The sequence below is a fragment of the Pseudoxanthomonas spadix BD-a59 genome (assembly GCF_000233915.3).
GTDB lineage: Bacteria > Pseudomonadota > Gammaproteobacteria > Xanthomonadales > Xanthomonadaceae > Pseudoxanthomonas_A > Pseudoxanthomonas_A spadix.
In genome coordinates this window covers 1,456,225-1,479,232 of sequence record NC_016147.2, presented here as the reverse complement: position 1 = coordinate 1,479,232, position 23,008 = coordinate 1,456,225, and the positions used below count along the sequence as shown (strand labels likewise).

Sequence of the window (23,008 nt, the reverse complement as noted above, 5' to 3'; positions counted from 1 at the left end):
ACGCCAGCCCGATCAGGACGCTGAAATCGGCACCGGCCGGCAGAGCGGCGGGTCGAGACCCGCCCTACGGCAAACGCGCGCGCGATCAGGACGCTGAAATCGGCCCCGGCCGGCGTAGGGCGGGTCTTGACCCGCCATTGCTGCTGCCGATGCCCACCCAGACGGAGCACGTAGGGCGGGTCTTGACCCGCCATTGCCATGGCGCCCCCCACCCACATGCATGGATCGAGGCCGTCTTGGCGGGTCGAGAGCGGCGGGTCGAGACCCGCCCTACGGCAACGCGCGCCCGATCAGGACGCTGAAATCGACCCCGGCCGGCAGCGTGCCCAGTGCCAGTCCGTGCTGTCCACCCAGGCGCGAGCGACAGAACAGCTCGGCGGCCGGGCTGCCGGCGCGCAGCAGCACGCTGGCCTGCAGCAGCAGGGCAAGATGTTCCACCAGCAGGCGGGCGCCGGCCTCGACGGTGTGGCCTGCGGCCAGCTGCGCGGCGACAACCTCGAACTGGCGGTCGTAGGCGTGGTCCAGGCCGCGCGCGGCGGCCAGTTCGGCCAGCAGCACCTGCCCGCATTCGGGCTCTTTGGCCAGCGCGCGCAGCACGTCCAGGCACTGGATGTTGCCGCTGCCTTCCCAGATGCCGTTGAGCGGTGACTGGCGGAACAGCCGTGGCAGGATCGATTCCTCCACGTAGCCCGCCCCGCCCAGGCACTCCTGTGCCTCGTTGACGAAGGCCGGGGCGCGCCGGCAGATCCAGTATTTGCCGATCGCGGTGGCCACCCGGGCCAAGGCCGCCTCGGCCGGCGCGGTGGGCGCGCGATCCACCGCGGCGGCCACGCGCAGGCACAGGGCCAGGGCCGCTTCCCATTCCAGCGACAGGTCAGCCAGCACGTTGCGCATCAGCGCGTGTTCGACCAGGGCCTTGCCGAAGGTGCTGCGATGGCGCGTGTGATGCACGGCCTGGGCCAGGGCCATGCGCATCTCGGCGGTGGCCGCCAGCATGCAATCCAGGCGGGTCAGCATGACCATCTGCAGGATGGTCGCCACGCCACGGCCTTCGGCGCCGACCCTGCGTGCCCAGGCGCCGGTGAACTCGACTTCGCCGGAGGCGTTGGCCCAGTCGCCGAGCTTGTCCTTCAGGCGCATCAGCTGGAAGGCGTTCTTCTGACCATCGGCCAGCCGCCGCGGCAGCAGGAAGCAGGTCAGGCCACCCGGCGCCTGGGCCAGCACCAGCCAGCCATCGGACATCGGCGCGGAGAAGAACCACTTGTGCCCGACCAGCGTGTATTCCCCCTCGACCGAGGTCGCGGTGGCGCAGGTGGTGTTGCCGCGCACGTCCGAGCCGCCCTGCTTCTCGGTCATGCCCATGCCGACGGTGATGCCGGCCTTGTCGGCGATGGGCACATCGCGCGGGTCGTAGTGCGGCGCGGCGGCCTTGTCGGCCCACGCCTGCAGGGCAGGCTCGCGGCGCAACACGGGCACGGCGGCATGGGTCATGGTCAGCGGACAGCTGGTGCCGGCCTCGGCCTGGTGATGCAGGTAACTGAGCGCGGCGCGGGCGACGTGGGCCCCGGGCTGCGGGGCGTGCCAGGACAGCCCGGCCACGCCGTGTTCCTTGGCCGCCTGCATCAGCTGGTGATAGGCGGGGTGGAATTCGACCAGGTCGATGCGATGGCCGAAGCGGTCGTGGGTCTTCAGCCGCGGCTTGTCGCCATTGGCCTCGAAGCCCAGCGCGTACAGCGTGCTGCCGGCCAGCGCGCCATAGCCGGCCAGCGCCGCATCGAAGGCCGCGGCGCCTGCGCGCGCCAGGCCCTCACGCAACACCGCGTCATCGGCATGCAGATCGCGTGGTGCAAACTCCGGCGGCTGGTTGTCCACCACGTGCGTGGCGAACGAGCGCGTGCTGGGTGTGTCCATGGGTCCTCCTCCCGGCCTGCGATTGTGCCGCAAGCTGCTGACGGGCGTTGACCCTCCCTGTGGTCTGGCCGACGGCCAGGTCGGCGCCCACGACAACACCGAGGCGATCATCCGCGTGATGAACGAAGCCGGGATCGCCGCCAAAGCCTTCCGTACCGATGGCGGCAACGAGAAATGAGGGTGGCCAAACCCATCTCGCACAGAACCATCAGCAGCGTCATCCCCGCGAAGGCGGGGATCCAGTGGCACTGCGCACGATGACGGATTTGCGAGGAAGGCCTCTGGGTTCCCGCCTTCGCGGGAACGACGTCTGCTGTTTCTGCTGCGAGGCGTCTCCATGAAACGCTTCGCCGACCCCTGCAAGGCGCTGGACGAAAGCCCGCCACCCTGGACAAGCGCGCGGCGCTGATCGCCTACTTCCGCCACGCGCCGCCGCGCAATGCGGTGTGGGCGCCGTATCTGCTGTCCGGCGGCAAGGTCACCGGCGCGCGGCGAAAGATCGCCGCCACCGGCGAACTGCGTGCGTGGATCGCGCAGGAATCGGCCACGCCCGACTGGTTGGTGGATGCCAGCCATGCGCATGTCGGCGAGCTGACCGAGATGCTGGCGCTGCTGCTGGGCGATCCTGGCGCGCCGCAGCCGGACATCGGCCTGGCCGAATGGATCGAGCAACGCCTGTTGCCGGTGGCGAACAAGGACCAAGCGCTGCGCCGCGCGGTGGTGGTGGACGCCTGGCGCGCCCTGCCCTACGGCCAGCGCCTGGTGTTCAACAAGTTGCTGACCGGATCCTTGCGGGTGGGTGTGTCGCAGCGGCTGGTGCAGCAGGCCTTGGCCGAGATGAGCGACATCGACATTGCGCGGATCGCCCAGCGCATGCCGGGCACGTGGACCCCTTCGGTTGAATTCCTGCAGGAGCGAACAGGCCGCGCCCTGCTTGCCGCATTGCTGGATGCGCACGACGATCCTCGCATCGTGATTTCGCAACAGATGCAGGCGGCAGCTGGAAGGTAGCCGCGCAACTGCCCTTTCCTTCATCGGATGTCCCCCGGGCGTTGCGTTTCGCACGCCCGGGCAGATGCGGTCAGGCCACGTAAACCGTCTTGATGTTGGTGAACTCCTGGATGCCGTGGCGGGCGAGCTCGCGGCCATGGCCCGAGCGCTTGGTCCCGCCGAACGGCAACCGCACATCGCTCTTGACCAGCGCGTTGACGAAGGCCGAGCCGCACTGCAGCTGCTGGGCCACGCGTTCGCCGCGTTCGACGTCGCTTGTCCAGACGCTGCCGCCCAGACCGAAGCTGGTGTCGTTGGCCACGCGCACGGCTTCGGCCTGGTCCTTGACCCGCACGATGCTGGCGACCGGGCCGAACAGTTCTTCGGTGTAGGCGGCCATGCCGGGCCGCACGCCATCCAGGATGGTCGCCGGATAGTCGGCATGGCCCGGGCCGGGCTTGCCGCCCAGCAGCACCCGGGCGCCGTCGGCCACGCTGCTGGCGACCTGGCGGTGCAGCGCATCGCGCAGGTCCTGGCGCGCCATCGGCGCCAGCGTGGTGGCGGCATCGTTGGGGTCGCCGGTCTGCAGCTTGCCGGCCGCTTCGACGAAGCGCTGCACGAAGGCATCGGCGATGGCATCGACCACGATGAAGCGCTTGGCCGCGATGCAGGTCTGGCCGGCGTTGTCGAAGCGGCCCTTCACCGCCGCGGCCACGGTCTTGTCCAGGTCGGCATCGTCCAGCACCACGAAGGCATCGCTGCCACCCAGTTCCATCACGCACTTCTTCAGCACGCTGCCGGCGGTGGCGGCGATCGACTTGCCGGCGCGCTCGGAGCCGGTCAGCGTGACCGCGGCGATGCGCGGGTCGCGGATGACTTCGGCCGCCTGGTCGTTGTCGATGTGCAACACCCCGAACACGCCTTCGGGCACGCCAGCGGCGCGCAGCGCATCGGCGATCGCATCAGCGCAGCGTGGCACGTTGACCGCGTGCTTGAGCAGCGCGGTGTTGCCGACCATCAGGGTCGGGGCCAGGAACCGGAACACCTGCCAGATCGGGAAGTTCCACGGCATCACCGCGAACACGCAGCCGATCGGCTCGTAGCGCACATAGCTGGCGCGCGCCTCGGTCTTGATTGGCTCGGGCTGCAGATACCCCGCGGCATGGTCGGCGTAGTAGTCGCAGGCGCCGGCGCACTTGTCCACTTCGGCCAGCGCTTCGCCCTTGAGCTTGCCCATCTCGGCGGTCATCAGTTGCGCGATCGCCTCGCGCCGCTCGCGCAACACCTCGCCCACGCGATGCAGCACGCCCGCGCGCTGCTCGAGCGAACGCTGGGCCCATTCGGGGAACGCGGTCTGCGCCGCGTGCAGGATGGCCTCGACGGTGTTGGCGCCCATCAGCTCCTGGCGATGCTCGACCTGGCCGGTGGCGGGATTGGGGGTTTCGGTGATCATGTGGGTCTCCGTAAGTCAAAAATATAGGCGGCCATGATCCTCGCGGCGCCGTTAGAGGGTCGTGCCTGCCGTGGCCGCCCCCCCCCCGCCAGGCCGCTTCAGCCAGTTGAAGGGTCCCGTTGGGCAGGATCTGCCTTGCCCTGGGAACTGCCGAGTCTGGCCAGGGTCCAGCCAGGCGGACCGGCGCACTTGCCGCGCGCACGATCTGCCGGTGGGAGCCGCCACGGCGGCGATCGGGACAGACCGGGAAGACTGCTTCGCCGCGGCTCCCACAACTTGAGTCGAGGTCAGCGGGAGGCAGTATCGGGCTGGGCGGCGCCCGGCACCGGCGCGTCCTGCCAGCCCAGGCCCAGGCTCTTCTGCAGGGCGATGAAATCCACCACCAGCTGCACCTGCGCCTGCACGGCGCGGTCGGTGGCCGACAGCTGCTGGCGCTGCACGTCCAGCAGGTCAATCAAGGACGAGGCGCCGGCGTGGTTGCGCTGTTGCATGAGTTCCGAAGCACGATCGGCCGAGGTCTGCGCCTGCTGCGCCACCAGCGCCTGCCTGCGCGCCGAGCCCAGGTTGGACAGCGCGGTGTTGGCGTCCTGCAGCGCGGCCAGCACCGTGTTTTCGTATGCGGCCAGGCGAGCTTCGGTGCCGGCGCGCGCCTGGGCGACCTGCGCCTTGATCCGGCCGAAATCGAAGATCGACCAGCGCAGCATCGGTGCAAGCAACGTCGCCGTCGAATCGCCGCCCAGTTCGCCCGGCGAGGTCCCCACCGCCACGTAATTGCCCACCAGCGTGACCTGCGGGAAATAGCCCGACAGCGCCTGGCCGATCTGGGCGTTTGAAGCGGCCAGCTCACGTTCGGCCTGGCGCACGTCGGGGCGACGGCGGATCAGCGCGGCCGGATCATCGACCCTGACCTGCGCCGGCAGCTGCGGAATCGGCTGCTGCGCAGCCAGGCGCGCATCCAGCGCACCGGGCACCTGGCCGATCATCAGCGCCAGCTGGTCCAGCGCCGCTTCGCGCTGGGCCTGCAGCGGCAGCAGCATCGCCTGCTGTTGCTGCAGCTGGCCGCGCATGCGCTCGACCTGCAGGTCCGAGGCGGCACCGCGACTGCGCCGCTGCTGGGTCAGCTCCAGCGAGCGCTGCGCGCTGACCACGTTGCCCTGGCCAAGGTCGATGCGCTGCTGCAGGCCGCGATAGTTCACGTAGACCTGGCCGATCTCGGCGGCCAGGCGCACCTGGGCGTCGGCCAGCTGCGCCTGCGCGGCCTCGGCCTGGGCGGCGGCGCCTTCCAATGCGCGGCGGCGGCGCCCGAAAAAATCCAGCTCCCAGCTGGCGTCGAACCCGGCCACATACAGGTCCTCGTCCAGCTCCAGGTTCTCGCTGGCCTGGCGGATGGCCGTGCCAGTCGCCGGATCGGTCGCCTGGGCAAGGCCCTCGGCGGCATCACGGCTGGCGTCCTCGGCCGAGTCCGGCGAGTCCACCCGCGCGTAGGCGCCCAGCGCGCCGACCTGCGGCAGGCGCTCGGCGCGACGCTGCGCAGCCAGTCCGCGCGCGGCGCGCACCCGCGCATCGGCGGCGCGCAGGTTGGGACTGTGCGCCAGCGCGGTGTCGATCAGCCAGGTCAGCTGCGGATCGTTCAGCTGCAGCCACCAGCGGCTGGGCGGCAACGCGCTGACCACCCCGGCATTGGCGGCGCGATGCAGCTGCGGCGCGTTGACCGCCGCGGGCGCGACCTCCGGACGCACGTAGTTGGGGCCCAGTACGCAGCCGGCCAGCAGCAGCGCCGTCAGCGCCAGCAGTGCGCTGCGCACACCGGGCAGATCAGTGCATTGCAAGGTGTGCCCCTTTCGGCAAAGGCTTGAGCAGGAAGGCCAGCGGGATCGAACAGGCCACGATCACCCCGAAGATCCAGAACAGGTCGTTGTAGGTCATCACCAGCGCCTGCAGCTGGACGGTCTGCGCAAACGCGCCGATCGCCTGCATCGGCGCATCGGCGCCGCTGCCCTGCAGCGCGCCGCTGAGCTGCTGCATGTAGTCCTGGCCCAGCGGCGAATTGGCCGTGGTGGCACTGCCCAGGACCTGGGTGTGATAGGTCAGGCGCCGGTCCTGGAACGTGGAGATCAGGGCCAGGCCGATCGAGCCGCCCAGGTTGCGCGCGGCGTTGAACAGGCCCGAGGCATCGCCGGCCAATTCGGTCGGCACCGCACTGATGGCGGCCTGGTTGAGCGAGAGCATCGCCAGCGCCAGGCCGCAGCCCTGCAGCAACTGGCCGGCGACAAAGTCGGTACCGACGCTTTCGGCGGTCAGATCGATATTGATGAAGCACGCCGCGCCGAAGCACAGCAGCCCGCTGATCACCAGCACGCGCACGTCCACCGTCTGCAGCAGGCGTGGCATGAATGGCATCAGCAACACCGTGGGCAGGCCGGCCAGCAGCAGCACGTAGCCGGATTGCTCGGTGTTGTAGCCGGAGACCATCGCCAGGAACTGCGGGATCATGTACATCACGCCGAACAGGATCATGCCCACCGCAAGTATCATCAGGAACACCGCGCCGAAGCTGCGGTTGAGCAGCACCTTGAGCTGGATCACCGGTTCGCGGCTGATGAACTGCGACAGCAGCAGCGCGGCCAAACCCACCGCCGCCAGCGCCGACAGCCACACGATGAACGTCGACTCGAACCAGCGCTCGCGCTGGCCGTCCTCCAGCACCACGGTCAACGCGCCCAGCCCGGCGGTCAGGCCGAAGATGCCCAGCCAGTCCGCCTCCAGCAGCCCGGCCCAGTTGGCCTGCTCGTGTTCCAGGCCCAGCAGCAGCAGCGCCAGCAGGCCCAGGCACACCGGCACGTTGATGAAGAACGCGTAGTGCCAGCTGACGTTCTCGGTCAGCCAGCCGCCCAGCAGCGGACCGATCACCGGCCCCATGATCACGGTCATGCCGAACAGCGCCGTACCCAGGGTCTGCTGTGACGGCGGCAGGCGGGTGGCCACGATGGTCAGCGCCGTGGGGATCAGCGCGCCGCCGGCAAAGCCCTGGCCGACCCGGCCGATGATCATCATCGGCAACGAGGTGGCCAGCCCGCACATCACCGAGAACGCGGTGAACATCACCGCGCAGATCAGCAGGAAGTTGCGCAGCCCCAGGGTGCGTACGAACCAGCCGGTCAGCGGGATCATCACGATCTCACTGACCAGGTAGGCGGTGGAAATCCAGGTGCCCTCGGTGCCACTGGCGCCGACTTCACCCTGGATGGTGGGCAGGGCGGCATTGACGATGGAAATATCCAGGGTCGCCATGAACGAGCCGATGGTGCCGGCGGCCACGGCCAGCCAGGCGCCTGTGTCGGCTTTTTGTGCGCCGCCGGACTGCGCCCTGCCGCCTGCGCTGGCGCCGGTCGCGCTCATGGGCGTGCGGCGTCCTGACGTTCGGCTTCGTCCTCGGTGCGCTCCCTGGCGTCCCTGGCCGAGCGCGTATCGACCGTGGCGATCACCGACATGCCCGGCACCAGCACCTTGCGCGCCTCTGGACCGGCTTCGACGCGGATGCGCACCGGCACCCGCTGCACGACCTTGGTGAAGTTGCCGGTGGCGTTTTCCGGCGGCAGCAGTGCGAACTGCGCGCCGGTGCCGGGCGAGAGGCTCTGCACATGGCCCTGCAGGCTGACCCCGGGCAGCGCGTCCACTTCGATCTCCACCGGCTGGCCTTCGCGCATCAGTCCGACCTGGGTTTCCTTGTAGTTGGCGGTCAGGTACAGCGCATGGATGGGCACGATGGTCATGGTGCGCGTGCCGGCACCAAGGAACTGGCCGACCTGCACGGTCTTGTCGCCCACCCGACCGTCGATGGCAGCCTTCAGGTGGGTGTCCTCCACCGCCACCTGGGCCTGGTCGACGTTGGCCTGGGCCTGCTTCAGACCGGCCCGGGCCTGCTCCAGCTGCGCCTCGCCCGCGGCGATCTGGCTCTGCGCGCTGGTGACCTGGGCCATGGCCGCCTCGTACTGGGCCTTGGCCTGGTCGCGCTGCTGCTGCAGCTGCTCCTGGTGCTCGTGGGTGTCGGCGCCGGAGGCGGCCAGCGGCGCGAAGCGGGCGACCTCGGCATTGGCGAACTTCAGCTGGACCGCGGCCGAGGTGACCTGGGTACGCGACTGCGCCAGCTGGGCACGGTAACCGTCCAGGCCGGCCTGGGCGGCCTCGATGTCGGCCTGGCGCAGGGCCACGGCGGCCTGGGCCTGTTCCAGCTGCGCGCGATAGGTGCGGTCGTCGATCTGCAGCAGTGGCTGGCCGGCCTTCACCCAGGCGTGGTCCTGCACGTAGATCGCAGTGACGTAGCCATTGACCCGCGGCGCCACGGCGACCGAATCGGCCTGCAGGTAGGCATCGTTGGTTTCCTGCAGGTAGCGGCCGACCAGCAGGTGGTAGACCAGCCAGGCAATCAGCAGCACCAGCGCCAGGATGCCGGCCACGATCAGGGTCCATTTCACTTTCGGATTCTTCAGCGGCGAAGGCTTTCCAGGACCGTCCTTGTCCGCGCCACCCGCCTGGCCGTCAGCCCCGCCCTGCCCGTTATCCTTGCCTTGATCCCTGCCTTGATCCTTGCCTCGATCCTTGTCCCGGGCGCGTGCCTGGTCGTTGTGGTCGTCGTCTTCGTGTTGGCTCAAGGCGGCAGGTCCTGCTGGGTGGGATGGGTCTGGGCCCGACCTGCACCAGGCACCGGGCGGCCGAGATGCCGGCCTCAATGCCGTGCAAATACGCCGCCGGATGCTAGGAGCCTGTCGGACTTTGGCCGGCCGGGCTGCAAATCCGGCTGTGCGGTCCATATTTCCGTCGCTTCTTGCCCCATAGAACCACTATGGGGCGGCGAATCGGCGAAAATCTGTCCTCGCGCAGCCGAATTTTCGCCTCGACCGCCAAAGCCCGACAGACTCCTAGATCACGACAACCGCATGACGTTGTGAAAGTGAAACTCGAAGTCCCACTTCTTGTCAATCATGTTCCTGCAGTGCCAGCTGAATGTCCCGCCGGCGGCGCTTTTCGCTGCGCGACATCAGCCACCAACCGATAAAGGCGCAGACCGAGACGATGGCGATCATCAACGTGGCCAGCGCGTTGATCTTGGGGCTCAGCCCCAGGCGCACCGAGGAAAACACTTTCACCGGCAGCGTGGTCGAGCTGGGACCGGAGACGAAGCTGGCGATCACCACGTCGTCCAGCGACAGAGTGAAGGCCAGCAGCCAGCCGGACACCAGGGCCGGGGCGATGATCGGCAGGGTGATCAGAAAGAACACCTTGATCCGGTTGGCGCCCAGGTCCATCGCGGCCTCTTCCAGCGACTTGTCCAGCTCGGCCATGCGCGAGGACACCACCACGGTGACGAACGCCAGCGCGAAGGTGGTATGGGCGATCCAGATCGAGAGCATGCCCTTGGGCTGGAAATGGAACAGATCACCCAGCGAGACGAACATCAGCAGCATCGACAGCCCAATGATCACATCGGGCATGACCAGCGGCGCGGTGATCAAGCCGCCAAACAGGGTCTTGCCGGGGAAGCGGCGCATGCGCGTCATCACCAGCGCCGCCAGGGTCCCCAGCACCACCGAAGCGCAGGCCGTCCAGAACGCGATGCGCAGGCTGACCCAGGCCGCCTCCAGCATCGACGCATCGCGCAGCAGCTCGCCGTACCACTTGAACGAAAACCCCGCCCACACCGTGGCCAGGCGCGAGCGGTTGACGCTCCACAGCATCAACAGCAGCACCGGCAGGTACAGGAAGGAAAACCCCAGACCCAGGATGATCCAGCTCGGCCAGCGCGCACGTCCGACCATGCTCACGTCAGCCTGCCTTCGATCTGGCGCTGCTGGACGCGGTTGAAGATCACGATCGGGATCATCAACAGCAGCAGCATGGCGATGGCCACTGCCGAGGCCAGCGGCCAGTCGCGGTTGGCGAAGAACTCGTTCCACAGCACCCGGCCGATCATCAGCGTGTCCGGGCCGCCCAGGAGTTCAGGGATCACGAACTCGCCCACGGCCGGGATCATCACCAGCATGCAGCCGGCAATGATGCCGGCGCGCGAGAGCGGCAAGGTGATCCTGAGGAACGCCTTCCAGGGCCGCGCGCCCAGGTCGTAGGCCGCTTCAAGCAGGTGCCCGTCATGCTTGACCAGGTTGGTGTACAGCGGCAGCACCATGAACGGCAGGTAGCAATAGACGATGCCGATGTAAGTGGCCAGCGGCGTGTACAGGATCTGCCGGCCCTCGATCCAGCCCAGCGACTGCAGCGCGTCGATCACTCCGATCCTTTCCAGCAGGCGCCCGACCGGCCCGCTGCTCTTGAGGATGCCGATCCACGCATAGACCCGGATCAGAAACGAGGTCCACGACGGCAACACCACCAGCATCATCGCGGTGTTGCGGCTCGAGGTCGGCAGCCTGGCGATGACGTAGGCCATCGGATAGCCGACCAGCAGGGTCAGCAAGGTCGCAATGGCCGCGATCTCGATCGAACTCCAGTAGGCGGCGATGTAGCCGTTCTGCAGCGCGCCCAGCTGCAGGAAGTTGGACAGGTTGAGCGTGAGCGCGACCTCGGCGCCGTCGATTTCCAGGATCGGCGTGTACGGCGGCATCGCAATGGCCAGCCGGGCGAAGGAAATCTTCAGCACGATCAGGAACGGGATGGCGAAGAACACCAGCATCCACAGGTAGGGAATGCCGATCACCCCCCAGCGCGGTCCGGGGGTCAGCTTGCGCAGCGCGTGGAAGACGCTGGCCGCGCTCATTGGGTCAGCACCACGCCGTCGTTGTCGCCCCACCACACCCACACCGTGTCGCCCCAGGTCATGCCTTCGCTGGCCCAGCGCTGGACGTTGGCGAAGTTGGCCATGATCGTGAAGCCTGTGGCCAGCTTGACGTGATAGACCGAGTGGCTGCCGAAATAGGCGATGTCCTCGATCACGCCGCGGGCCTTGTTGTGCGCCTGCGCCGGTTCGTCCTTGCCGATGCCGAGTTTTTCCGGGCGCACCGCGAAGGACACTTGCTGCCCTTCGAAACCGGAAATGCCGTGGCCGATGTAGATGGCCGTCTCCAGCTGTGGCGAACGCAGGGTCACAAATTCCGGCTCATCCTGGTCGATCACCGCGTCAATCATGTTGACCGAGCCGACGAAGCTGGCGGCGAAGCGGGTGGCCGGCTGCTCGTAGATTTCATCGGGCGGGCCGACCTGGCGGATGCGTCCGGCATCCATCAGCGCGATGCGGGTGGCCATGGTCATGGCCTCTTCCTGGTCGTGGGTGACCATCACGCAGGTCACCCCGGTCTTTTCGATGATCGAAACCAGCTCCAGCTGCATCAGGGTGCGCAGCTTCTTGTCCAGCGCGCCCATCGGCTCGTCCAGCAGCAGCAGCTTGGGCCCCTTGGCCAGCGAGCGCGCCAGTGCCACGCGCTGCTGCTGGCCGCCGGAGAGCTGGTGCGGCTTGCGCCTGGCCAGCTTGTTCAACTGCACCAGCGCCAGCATTTCCTCCACGCGCCTGGCGATGTCGGCCCTGGACATGCGGTCCTGCTTGAGCCCGAAGGCGATGTTCTGTTCGACCGTCATGTGTGGAAACAGCGCGTAGGACTGGAACATCATGTTGATCGGCCGCTCGTACGGCGGCAGGCCGTTGAGCGCCTGGCCGTCCAGGAAGATATGCCCGGCGGTGGGGTGTTCGAACCCGCCCAGGCAGCGCAGCAGCGTGGACTTGCCGCAGCCCGAGCCGCCCAGCAGCGCGAAGATCTCGCCCTTGCGGATCGACAGGGTGATCTCGTCCAGCGCCACGAAGCCGTCGAACTCCTTGCGCACGTTCTCGATGCGCAGATAGCCTTCCGCGCCGGGCAGGTGCAAGGGCCCGTGGCCTGAAACCGCGTGCTGTTCCACTGCTGCCATGTCGGTCCCCGTGGCTGTCTGGTGCCGCGCGGCGCGTGCGGCCGGCGGTGCGTGGCTTGCGTCTCCTGGCGCGTGCGCAGCACGTGCGTCTCCCGCACGGCGCGCGGGGCAGGCCCGGTGGCCTGCCCCGCGACGGCTTACCTGTTGGTCTTCAGGTCGGTCCAGAGCCGGGTGTACTGCTTGTCCACTTCCGGCGGAATGATTGCGAAGGTGAACAGCTTGGCGGCCACTTCCGGTGGCGGATAGATGGTCGGATCGGAGGTGATCTGCTCGTCCATCAACTCCTTGGCCTTGGGTACCGCGTTGGGATAGCTGATGAAGTTGGAGTTGTTGGCCATCACCTGCGGATCAAGCAGGTAGTTGATATAGGCGTAGGCGTTGTCCACGTTCCTGGCGTCCTTGGGGATGGCCAGCATGTCGAACCACAGCGGCGCGCCTTCCTTCGGGATCGAATAGGCGATCTTGACCCCGTTGCCCGCTTCCTCGGCGCGGTCGCGCGCCTGGATCACGTCACCGGACCAGCCCACCACAAGACAGGTATCGCCGTTGGCCATCGCATCGATGTAGGAGGACGAATGGAACTGGCTGATCGACGGCCGGATGGTCTTGAGCAGCGCGGCGGCCTTGTCGATCACCTTCGGGTCGGTGCTGTTGGGATCCTCGCCCAGGTAGTTCAGCGCGATCGGCACGATCTCGCTGGGGGTATCCAGGAAGGTCACCCCGCAGTCCTTGAGCTTGGCCAGGTTCTCCGGCTTGAACACCAGGTCCCAGCTGTTGGCGACATCGGTGTTGCCGAAGGCGGCCTTGACCTTGTCCACGTTGTAGCCGATGCCGGTGGTCCCCCACATGTAGGGCACGGCGTACCTGTTGCCCGGGTCCTGCTTCTCGATCCGCTTCATCATCTCCGGGTCGAGATTGGCGCTGTTGGGGATCTTGCTCTTGTCCAGCGGCATGAACACGCCGGCCTGGATCTGGCGGCCCAGGAAGTTCAGCGAGGGCACCACCACGTCGTAGCCGCTGGAGCCAGCCAGCAGCTTGGCCTCCAGCACCTCGTTGCTGTCGAACACGTCGTAGGTGACGGTGATCCCGGTGGCCTTCTCGAAGTTGGCGTTGGTGTCCTCGGCGATGTAGTCGGACCAGTTGTAGACGTTGACCGTCCTGGAACCGCCGCCGGCGGCCGGCTCCTGGTCACCTGCGGCCGATGTCTCTGGTGCCTTGTCGCCGCCACTGCAGGCGGCCAGTGTCGCCGCCGCCACCATCACATACAGCAATCGCAACTTCATCGCGTCTCTCCACTTGCGGCCCCATGCGGGGCGTTGGACAGGAAGTGCGGTCCACACACCGGTGCGGCTCGCGCGTTGATCCCTCCCCAGGGAACTTCAGATTGCAATCGCCTCGGCCGTCTCGTCCAGCGCCTTCCAGGCCTTGTCGAACAGCTCGTCCACCTGCGCGCGGGTGATCACCAGCGGCGGCGACAGCAGCATCGAATCGTAGGTGGCGCGCAGGATCAGGCCGTGACGCAACGCGTTGTCGCGGCACAGCGTGCCCACTGTACCGCGCTCGGCAAAGGTTGTGCGCTGGCCCTTGTGCGGGACCAGTTCCAGCGCGCCCATCAGCCCTGCGATGCGCGCCTGGCCGACCAGCCGATGCTCGCCCAGCTCGGCCCAGCGCTGGGCCAGGTACGGGGCGATGTGGTCACGCGCGGTCTCGACGATCTTCTCCTCCTGCAGGATGCGGATGTTCTCCAGCGCCACCGCCGCGCACACCGGATGGCCGGAATAGGTGGCGCCGTGGGCCAGCTCGCCGCCCTGGTCCTTGAGCACGCCGGCCACCCGATCGTTGAACATCGCCGCGCCCAGCGGGATGTAGCCGGAGGTGATGCCCTTGGCGATCGGCATGACGTCCGGCTGGAAGCCGAAATACTGCGAGCCGAACCATTGCCCGGTGCGGCCGAACCCGCAGATCACCTCGTCGGCCACCAGCAGCACATCGTACTTGCGGCAGATGCGCTCCACTTCGGGCCAGTAGGTGCGTGGCGGGATGTACACGCCAATCGCGCCCATGATCGGCTCGCCGATGAAGGCGGCCACCCGCTCGGGGCCAAGCTGCAGGATCTTGTCTTCCAGCCGGCGTGCGGCGACCAGGCCATATTCGTCCTCGGACAGGTCACCGCCGTCATAGAACCAGAACGGCGGCTCGATGTGGACGATGTCCGGGATCGGCAGGCCGCCCTGGCCGTGCATGCCCTTCATCCCGCCCAGGCTGGCGCCGGCCATGGTGGTGCCGTGGTAGCCGTTGTGGCGGCCGATGAAGATGTTCTTGCGCGGCTGGTCCTGCACCGCCCAGAAATGGCGCACCAGCCGCAGGATGGTGTCGTTGGCTTCCGAGCCGGAATTGACGAAGAAGGCATGGTTGAGATCGCCGGGGGTCAGTTCGGCCAGCTTGGCCGCCAGCCGGATCGTCGGCTCGGTGGTGCACTGGAAAAAGCTGTTGTAGTAGGCCAGCTGGGTCATCTGCCTGGACGCGACCTCGCCCAGCTCGCTGCGCCCGTAGCCGATGTTGACGCACCACAGCCCGGCGAAGGCATCGAGCAGCTTGTTGCCTTCGGCATCCCAGACGTAGCAGCCCTGGCCCCTGGTCAGGATCCGGGTGCCCTTGGCCGCCAGCGCGCCGTTGTCGTTGAACGGATGCAGGTGGTGGGCGGCATCGAGGTCCTGGAGGATGCGGGTTTGTTGGATGTCCATGGATCCTTTTTTCCTTGATTGTTCAGAACAGCAGTTGGAAAAGATTCAGTGCAATCTGCCGTTGCCGTTGCCGTTGCCTTGCGGCGCAGCCATGGCGGCTCGCGTCGGCGCCTGACGCGAAAAGCTGTTGCTCTGCGCCGTTCCCGAACACCGACTCAGCACCACCCCTCACACGTTCAACAACAGGAACTCCCGTTCCCACGAGCTGATCACCCGGAAGAAGGTCTCGTACTCCTTGCGCTTGACCGAGATGTAGGCGCGCACGAAGCGCGGGCCCAGCAGCTCGTGCAGCACCGTCGCCGCTTCCAGTTCGTCCAGCGCCTCGCCCAGCGAACGCGGCAGTTCGAAACCCAGGTCCTGGGCACTGCTCGCCAGCGGTGCGGTGGGCTTGAGCTTTTCCTGGATGCCCATCAGGCCGCAGGCCAGGGTTGCGGCCATGGCCAGGTACGGGTTGGCGTCCGAGCCGGCGAAGCGGCTTTCCACCCGGGTGTTCTCCAGGGTGTCCTTGGGCACGCGCAGGCCGCAGGTGCGGTTGTCGTAACCCCACTGCACGTTGATCGGCGCGACCTGGCCGATCGCCAGGCGCCGGTAGGAATTCACGTTCGGGGCGAAGAAGGCCATGGTCAGCGGCGCGTACTTCTGCAGGCCACCGATGTAGTGATGGAAGGTCTTGCTCTCCTTGCCCTCCACCTTGCCGGCGAACACGTTCTTGCCGGTCTTGCGGTCCAGCACGCTCTGGTGGATGTGCATGGCGCTGCCGGGCTCGTTCTCCATCGGCTTGGCCAGGAAGGTGGCGTAGATGCCGTGGCGCAGCGCCGCCTCGCGCATGGTGCGCTTGAACAGGAACACCTGGTCGGCGCGGCTCAAGGCATCGGCATGGGTGAAGTTGACCTCCAGCTGGGCCGCGCCGGACTCGTGGATCAGCGTGTCCACGTCCAGTTCCATCGCATCGCAGTAGTCGTACATCAGGTCCAGGATCGGGTCGAACTCATTGACCGCGTCAATCGAGTACGACTGGCGCGCGGTCTCCGGACGGCCCGAGCGGCCGGCCGGCGGCAGCAGCGGGAAATCCGGGTCGGTGTTCTTCTGCACCAGGAAGAACTCCAGCTCCGGCGCCACCACCGGTTGCAGGTCGGCATCCTCGTAGGCCTTGAGCACGCGCCGCAGCACGTTGCGCGGGGCCAGCTCGTGCGGGACGTTGTCCTTGGTCCAGCAGTCGTGGATCACCTGCGCGGTCGGATCGGCGGCCCACGGCACCATGCGCACGGTGGACGGATCCGGGCGCAGGAACATGTCCGAGTCCGACGGGCTGGTCAGTTCGTAATAGTCGTCCGGATAGTCGCCGGTCACGGTGGTGGCGAAGATGCCTTCGGGCAGGCGGGTGCCGTAGTCGTGGCTGAACTTGTCGGCCGGGATGATCTTGCCGCGGGCGATGCCGGTGATGTCCGGCACCAGGCATTCGACCTCGGTGATGCGCCGCTCCTTGAGCCAGCGGCGCAGCGAATTCTCCGGCTGCTCGATCGGGGTGGCGGGCTGGACCTGGCGGCGACTCATGCGAAGGCAGGCTCGCGGCGAAGGCGGGCACGGGCGCGACAGGCATCGCCAAACGCACGGAAGATCCCGGCATAAAAAGGGTTCTGGGTGAGCTTCCACTCCGGATGCCACTGCACGCCCAGCAGGAAGGTGGCGCCGGCATGGCGGAAGGCTTCAACCAGCCCATCCGGGGCGGTGGCTTCAACGACCAGATCCTCGGCCAGCCGCCTGATGCCCTGCCCATGCAGCGAGTTGACCTGTTGCCGGGCGCCGCCAACTGCGGCCAGCAGGCCGCCGGGGGCCAGGCTCACGACGTGGGCTGGACCATATTGCACGTCCAAAGGCGCTTGCTGGTCCTCGCGGTGGTCCATCAGGCCGGGCACCGCGTGGACCTTCTGGTGCAGGGTGCCGCCGAGGGCCACATTGACCTCCTGGAAGCCACGGCAGACCGCCAGCATCGGCACGCCGGCCGCCAGCGCTGCGCTCACCAGCGGCAGCGTGGTGGCATCGCGCGCCGGGTCGTGCAGGTTGCCCTCCCAGCTGGGCTCGTCGGAATAGTGATGCGGCTCGATGTTGCTGACCGCGCCGGTCAACAACAGGCCATCGACCGTCTCCAGCAGCACGGCCGGATCCAGCGGCGGACTCAGCGCCGGCCACAGCAGCGGAATCCCGCCGGCGCCATCGACCACCGCGCGCACATATTTCTCGCCGACCGCCACAAACGGGTGCAGCCCGATCTGGGTGCGGTCGGTGGGAATTCCGATCAGCGGCGGCTTGGCCATGCGTGACTCGGCGGGCGTGGGGCGTTGCCGCAAAGTAGCGTGGGCGTTTTATTTTTACAACACGCCCAGCGCCTGTGACCGGGGTTTCGCCGACATCAAGGGCCATTTTGCTGCCTGGAAACCGCCGACTGTTGAGTATTCTTGACAGCGCCGCACCCTGATAAGCTGGCCTGCACCATTCCCGAGGCCGCCATGACCGCCTTTTCCGACGCCTCAGACCACGCCCTGCGCGCCCGCGATGCCGCCACCCTGGCCGCGCTCCCCGACCTGGAAGCAGTCGACCTGCTGCTGCCGGACATGAACGGCCTGCTGCGCGGCAAGCGCATCACCGCCGACGCGCTGGACAAGGTCTACAGCGACGGGGTGTGCCTGCCGATGTCACTGATCGCCACCGACATCACCGGCAACACCGTCGAGGAAACCGGGCTGGGCTACGACATCGGCGACGAGGACCGGATCTGCCGGCCGGTGCCCGGCTCGCTGCGCCCGGTGCCGTGGTCGCCACGACCGATGGCGCAACTGCTGCTGGCGATGGAGGACGGCGCCGGTGGCGCATTCGAGGCCAACCCGCGCGAGGTCCTGCGCCGGGTGGTGCAGCGCTTCGCCGAGCGCGGCCTGACCCCGGTGGTGGCGATCGAACTGGAGTTCTACCTGTTCGACCGCCTGCCCGGTGCCGATGGCCGCCCGCAGACCGCGATCAACCCCAGCACCGGCGCGCGCAACGCGTCGACCCAGGTCTATTACATGGAGGACCTGGACGACAACCGCGACTTCATCGACGCGGTGTCCAGCGCCTGCGCGGCGCAGGAGATTCCGGCCGACACGGCCGTGGCCGAATATGCGCCGGGCCAGTTCGAGATCAACCTCAAGCATCGCGCCGATGCATTGCGCGCCTGCGACGAGGCGCTGATGCTCAAGCGCACCATCAAGGCGGTGGCCCAGCGCCAAGGCCTGCAGGCCAGCTTCATGGCCAAGCCGCTGGTAGACCAGGCCGGCAATGGCCTGCACGTGCACGTGAGCGTGCTGGACCGCGACGGCCACAACCTCTTCGCCGGCAGCCAGACCGCGCCCGCCGACGCCCTCAGGCACGCCATCGGTGGCCTGCAGGCCAGCGCCCGCGACACCATGCTGCTGTTCGCCCCGCATGCCAACAGCTACCGCCGCTACGTGCTGAACGCCTTCGTCCCGCTGGGCGAGACCTGGGGCTTCAACAACCGCACCGTGGCCATGCGCATCCCGCACAGCGATGCCAGCAACACCCGCATCGAACACCGCATCGCCGGCGCCGACGCCAATGTCTACCTGGCCTGCGCGGCGGTGCTGGCCGGCATGCTGCACGGACTGGAAGATCGCCTCGACCCGGGCCCACCGATCGTCGGCAACGCCTACCAGCAGACCGAGAACCGCAGCCCGCACTGGCGCCAGTCGATCGATGATTTTCTGACCAGCGGGTTCATCGCCCGCCAGTTCGGCGAGCGCTTCCGCCACATCTACGGCCAGCAGAAACTCAAGGAACTGCGCAGCTTCGAGACCCAGGTCACCGACCTGGAATACGCCTGGTACCTGCGTGCAGTCTGAGCAGCTCCCGCAGCACGTCGGCTCGCGGGTGGTCCGCTCCCCCGCCTGCCGGAACGAGCAAGCGGCCTGGCCTCGCCCCCTCTCCCCCGCCCGCAAGTCAGGAAGAGCAAGCCGGCCCGCTTTGCCCCCTCTCCCCCGCCCGCGGGGCGAGAAGGCACGGCTTGCGCGCCACTGGCGCGCGTGCCTTGGAGCGCTCGCGCCGCTGGCGCGGGCCGGGGTGCGAAGCAGAGGGCCGGGGTGAGGGGGGCAATCGAAGACCGGGCCCGCACGACCCTTCAGGCCATACCGAAGCCCATGTCAATGCATCAAGCCACCCGCGAAATGCCCCCCCTCATCTGCCCTGCGGGCATCTTCTCCACCGCACGCGGGGGAGAAGGGGTCCAGACACTGCGCTGCGCTGGCCCCGCCCACCCGCGTCGGCACGTGACATGACCCCGGCTTACCCGCCCAGCTGGTACGCCGCCAGCACCACGCCCCTGCCCGTCCAGCCCGCGCTGGTCGGGCGCATCGACTGCGATGTGTGCGTGCTCGGTGCCGGCTACACCGGCCTGGCCTGCGCACTGGAACTGGCCGAAGCCGGCTATCGGGTGGTGATGCTGGAAGCCCGGCGGATCGGCTGGGGCGCGTCGGGCCGCAACGGCGGCCAGGCGATCGTCGGCTTCGGCTGTGGCGAGCGCAAGCTGGAAGCCCTGGTCGGCGCGGACGATGCGCGGCGCATGTTCGACCTCTCGCGCGAAGGCCTGGACTGGCTGCATGGCCGTCTGGCCCGGCACGATATCCAGGCGCACTGGCGCCCCGGGCACGCCACCGTCCCGCTGAAGCCGCGCCAGCAGCGCGAGCTGCAGGCGATGGTCGAGCACTTCAATACGCGCTACGACCATCCGGTCCAATGGTGGGACCGGCAACAGCTGCGCGGCACGCTGGCCAGCGACCGCTACCTGGGCGCGCTGTATGACCCGATCAGCGGGCACCTGCATCCGCTGGCCTATGCGCTGGGCCTGGGCCGCGCCGCCATCGAGGCTGGCGTGCAGGTCTTCGAACAGTCCGAAGTGACCTCGCTGGTGCGCGGCGCACGTCCGCTGTTCAGGACCGCCCAGGGCGAGGTGCATTGCGATTTCGCGGTGCTGGCCGGCAACGCGCTGCTGCACGGCATCGCCCCGGAGCTGGAGGCGCGGATCATGCCGGTCGGCACCTACATCGCCGCCACCGCGCCGCTGGGCGAGGATGGCGCGCGCGCCCTGATCGGCAACGACATGGCCGTGGCCGATACCGCCTGGGCGCTGGATTACTACCGGCTCGGCCATGACCACCGGCTGCTGTTCGGCGGGCGCGCCAGCTATTCCGGGCGCGACCCGGGCGACCTGCAGGGGATCATGCGCCGGCGCATCGCCGGCGTCTTCCCGCAGTTGAAGGAGGTGCCGCTGGAGTACGTGTGGGGCGGCCTGGTCGACATCTCGCTCAACCGCGCGCCGCACTGGGGCCGGCTGCAACCGAACCTGTACTTCGCGCAAGGCTTCTCCGGCCACGGCGTGGTCGCCACCGGACTGGCGGGCAAGCTGATTGCCCAGGCCATTGCCGGCCAGGCGCAGCGGCTGGACCTGTTTGCGAAGATCGGCCACGCGCCGTTCCCCGGTGGCCAGGCGCTGCGCACGCCGCTGCTGGTGGCGGCGATGGGCTGGTACAAGCTGCGCGATGCGCTGTGGTGAGCCCGACGATGCGCTGAAGGTGCGGCCGCCAGCCAGCGTGCAAGCGCGCGCCGGCATCGCCCCTGATCGACAGCCCGTTCCGGTTCGACCCTGCGGACAGTGAAACGGCGCCAACCCGGCGCCGTTTCCCGCTCCCGTCCGACCGGCGCGATCAGGCGCTGGCGCCGCCGGACTTGTACTCGTAGTAACCGTAGCTGTAGTAACCGGTGACCCGCTTTTCGACCGCGTTGAAGATCGCACCCTTGATCTGCACGCCGTTCTGCTCGAAGCGTTTCTTGGTCAACAGCACTTCCTTGGGCTGGTTCACGCCGAACCGGGTGACCAGCAGCGACGAGCCGGCGTGCTGGCCGACGATGGCCGCATCGGTCACCGCCAGGATCGGCGGGGTATCGATGATGACCAGGTCGAACTGCGAGCAGATCGATTCCAGCAGCGCGGTGAAGCGCGGGTGCATCAGCAGCTCGGACGGGTTGGGCGGGATCTCGCCGCGCGTCATGTAGTACATGTTCGGCACCTGCTCCAGCGGGTGGATGGTCGCGGCCTGGTCGGCCTTGCCCACCAGCAGGTCGGACAGCCCGGCGCCGGGCACCACGTCCAGCACCTTGTGCAGCGTGCCCTTGCGCATGTCCGCATCGATCACCAGCACCTTCTGTCCCGTCTGGGCGATCACCGCGGCCAGGTTGGCCGAGACGAAGGTCTTGCCCACGCTGGGGCGCGGACCGGAGATCATCAGGACGTTGTTCTTGGCTTCCAGCATGGCGAAATGCAGGCTGGTGCGCAGGCTGCGGATCGCTTCAACCGCCGGGTCGGCCGGCGCATTGACCGCCAGCAGGTGCAGGCGGCCTTGCGTGCTGCGGCTGCTGCGCCGACCGCGCCGACGGCGCTTGCCGCGCTCCAGCAGGTCCTCGGCCGGGCTCAGCGGAATGACCGCGTACACCGGCAGGCCCAGCTCCTCGATCTGCGAGGGATCTTCCATGCCCGGGTTCATGATCCGGCGCAGGAACACCAGACCCACCGCCAGGAAGGCGCCCAGCAGGGTGCCGACCAGCACCACCAGCGACCGGCGCGGCTTCACCGGATGGGTCACATCCACCGCGGCAGCGTCGATGATGCGGACGTTGCCGACAGTGCCGGCGCGGGCCACGTCCAGCTGCTGGGCCTGGTTGAGCAGCGCGGTGTACAACTCGTTGCTGACCTGCAGGTCGCGGCTCAGGCGCAGCAGTTCCTGCTGGGTGTCTGGCAGTTCGCCGACCTGCCGATTGAAGCCGGCCTTGCGGCTTTCCAGCTCGGCGATCTGCTTGAGCAGCGCGCGGTAGGCCGGGTGTTCACGGGTGAAGCTGCGGTCCATCTCCGCCTGCTGCATGTGCAGCTGCTGGATGCTGGTCTCGACCGCGACCTGCTGCTCCAGCAGGCCCTGGGTCTGCATGGTGATGTCGACCGACTTGGCCTGGGTCTGGTAGGCGTTCATCGCCGCCTGCGCCGCCTCGACCTGGCGGCGCACGACCGGCAGTTGCTCCCTGACGAAACTCAGCTGCGAGGAGGCTTCGGCCGAATTGCGGTCCACGTTCTGGCGCACATAGGCCTCGGCTACCTCCTGCAGGAACCTGCCAGCCAGGTCGGGGTCCTCGTCCTGATAGCTCAGTTGCAGGATGCCGGACTCCTTGCCCTGCTCGGACGCCTTGACCTGCCCCTGCAGCGAGGTGACCACGTTCAACCGACGCTGCCGGGTGACACTGAAATGGGTGCCGGGGTTGGCGGCCAGCGACTCGACCAGCAGGGTCACCTGGTGCCCGCGGGCCTCTTCGCCGACCTTACCCTCAAGCAGGACCTCGCCTTCTTCGTCAAACAAGGTGTAGCGGCCTGCCGCATCGCCCACTTCAAGGGTCATCGGCGAACCAAGCATGGCCTCGGGCACCGCCAGCCTGGCGATCGCAAGACGCTCTCCACCCCAGCCGTAGCGGTTCAGGCCGAGCAGGGGCGGGGCGACCGCGCCTTCGGTCTCCGGCTTGAACCGCCGCGCAAGGAAATCCCCCAGCAGCGGCAACCGCTTGGGCGCGACCTGCGTGTCCAGCTTCAGTTGATCCACCGCCTTGCCCACCACCGCGCGCGAGGTGATCAGCGCCACTTCGGTGGTCGCCGCCGAACTGGACCCGTCCATCCCCAGCGAGGACAGGTCGGCCAGGCCGGGAATCGAGGGCATCTTGGATTCGACCTGGACCATGGCCTGGGCCTGGTACACCGGCGCTGCGAGCAGCGCGTAGGCGACACTGACCACGAAGAACAGCCCGGTAATGCCCGCAATCAGCCATTTGTGGTCCAGCAGCACGCCCACCAGTTCGCGCAGGTCGATCTCATCTTCATCCTGTGCGGAGTTGGCACTCAGGTCGTTGCTCATTCAGG

Annotated in this window: 16 protein-coding genes and 1 pseudogene; 4 read left to right on the top strand and 13 right to left on the bottom strand. The window is 67.9% G+C overall.

Annotated features, from left to right (window positions below):
• Positions 1–270: 270 nt before the first annotated feature.
• Complete coding sequence (locus DSC_RS06630) at positions 271–1,911, bottom strand: acyl-CoA dehydrogenase family protein (protein WP_014160375.1); 1,641 nt, start codon at positions 1,909–1,911, stop codon at positions 271–273.
• Here DSC_RS06630 and DSC_RS16590 point away from each other — a divergent pair.
• A complete protein-coding gene (locus tag DSC_RS16590) occupies positions 1,910–2,089 on the top strand; it encodes a hypothetical protein (protein ID WP_148268100.1) in 180 nt (59 codons plus the stop codon). The two genes, DSC_RS06630 and DSC_RS16590, sit on opposite strands and share 2 nt — an antisense overlap.
• Positions 2,090–2,248: 159 nt before the next feature.
• A pseudogene (locus DSC_RS06625) lies at positions 2,249–2,826 on the top strand (ATP-dependent DNA ligase); the annotation flags it as partial.
• Positions 2,827–2,992: 166 nt separating this feature from the next.
• Here the strand turns inward: DSC_RS06625 and DSC_RS06620 are convergent.
• The 11 genes from DSC_RS06620 to DSC_RS06570 form a co-directional block, all read right to left on the bottom strand.
• Positions 2,993–4,354, bottom strand: a complete 1,362-nt coding sequence (locus tag DSC_RS06620; RefSeq protein ID WP_014160372.1) for an NAD-dependent succinate-semialdehyde dehydrogenase — start codon at positions 4,352–4,354, stop codon at positions 2,993–2,995.
• 287 nt (positions 4,355–4,641) lie between these two features.
• The gene (locus tag DSC_RS06615; RefSeq protein ID WP_014160371.1) at positions 4,642–6,159 is read right to left on the bottom strand and encodes an efflux transporter outer membrane subunit; all 1,518 of its coding nucleotides are present in this window, start codon (positions 6,157–6,159) and stop codon (positions 4,642–4,644) included.
• Positions 6,160–6,169: 10 nt separating this feature from the next.
• Positions 6,170–7,753 carry an MDR family MFS transporter gene (locus DSC_RS06610; RefSeq protein ID WP_014160370.1) on the bottom strand — a complete coding sequence of 528 codons (1,584 nt, stop codon included), beginning with the start codon at positions 7,751–7,753 and terminating at the stop codon, positions 6,170–6,172.
• Positions 7,750–9,006, bottom strand: coding sequence for an HlyD family secretion protein (locus DSC_RS06605; RefSeq protein ID WP_014160369.1), 1,257 nt, complete (start codon positions 9,004–9,006; stop codon positions 7,750–7,752). Before DSC_RS06605 ends, DSC_RS06610 begins: the two co-directional genes overlap by 4 nt.
• Before the next feature lie 324 nt (positions 9,007–9,330).
• A complete protein-coding gene (locus DSC_RS06600) occupies positions 9,331–10,170 on the bottom strand; it encodes an ABC transporter permease subunit (protein WP_043290452.1) in 840 nt (279 codons plus the stop codon).
• Between the two features lie 2 nt (positions 10,171–10,172).
• A complete protein-coding gene (locus tag DSC_RS06595; RefSeq protein WP_014160367.1) occupies positions 10,173–11,123 on the bottom strand; it encodes an ABC transporter permease subunit in 951 nt (316 codons plus the stop codon).
• Entirely contained in the window at positions 11,120–12,265 is a 1,146-nt protein-coding gene (locus tag DSC_RS06590; RefSeq protein ID WP_043290451.1) for an ABC transporter ATP-binding protein, read from the bottom strand. Before DSC_RS06590 ends, DSC_RS06595 begins: the two co-directional genes overlap by 4 nt.
• Positions 12,266–12,402: 137 nt before the next feature.
• The gene (locus DSC_RS06585; protein ID WP_014160365.1) at positions 12,403–13,548 is read right to left on the bottom strand and encodes a polyamine ABC transporter substrate-binding protein; all 1,146 of its coding nucleotides are present in this window, start codon (positions 13,546–13,548) and stop codon (positions 12,403–12,405) included.
• 96 nt (positions 13,549–13,644) lie between these two features.
• On the bottom strand, positions 13,645–15,009 hold the full coding sequence (locus tag DSC_RS06580; RefSeq protein ID WP_014160364.1) for an aspartate aminotransferase family protein: 1,365 nt from the start codon (positions 15,007–15,009) through the stop codon (positions 13,645–13,647).
• 168 nt (positions 15,010–15,177) lie between these two features.
• A complete protein-coding gene (locus tag DSC_RS06575; RefSeq protein WP_014160363.1) occupies positions 15,178–16,563 on the bottom strand; it encodes a glutamine synthetase family protein in 1,386 nt (461 codons plus the stop codon).
• A complete protein-coding gene (locus DSC_RS06570; RefSeq protein WP_014160362.1) occupies positions 16,560–17,324 on the bottom strand; it encodes a gamma-glutamyl-gamma-aminobutyrate hydrolase family protein in 765 nt (254 codons plus the stop codon). The genes DSC_RS06575 and DSC_RS06570 overlap by 4 nt, the downstream gene beginning before the upstream one ends.
• A 192-nt stretch (positions 17,325–17,516) precedes the next feature.
• On the opposite strand from DSC_RS06570, the gene DSC_RS06565 reads away from it, so the two are divergent.
• Both DSC_RS06565 and DSC_RS06560 read left to right on the top strand, forming a co-directional pair.
• Entirely contained in the window at positions 17,517–18,902 is a 1,386-nt protein-coding gene (locus DSC_RS06565) for a glutamine synthetase family protein (protein ID WP_014160361.1), read from the top strand.
• Positions 18,903–19,330: 428 nt separating this feature from the next.
• Positions 19,331–20,608 carry an NAD(P)/FAD-dependent oxidoreductase gene (locus DSC_RS06560; RefSeq protein WP_014160360.1) on the top strand — a complete coding sequence of 426 codons (1,278 nt, stop codon included), beginning with the start codon at positions 19,331–19,333 and terminating at the stop codon, positions 20,606–20,608.
• Positions 20,609–20,759: 151 nt separating this feature from the next.
• Here the strand turns inward: DSC_RS06560 and DSC_RS06555 are convergent, their stop codons facing one another.
• Positions 20,760–23,003, bottom strand: a complete 2,244-nt coding sequence (locus DSC_RS06555) for a polysaccharide biosynthesis tyrosine autokinase (protein WP_014160359.1) — start codon at positions 23,001–23,003, stop codon at positions 20,760–20,762.
• Between the last annotated feature and the right edge of the window lie 5 nt (positions 23,004–23,008).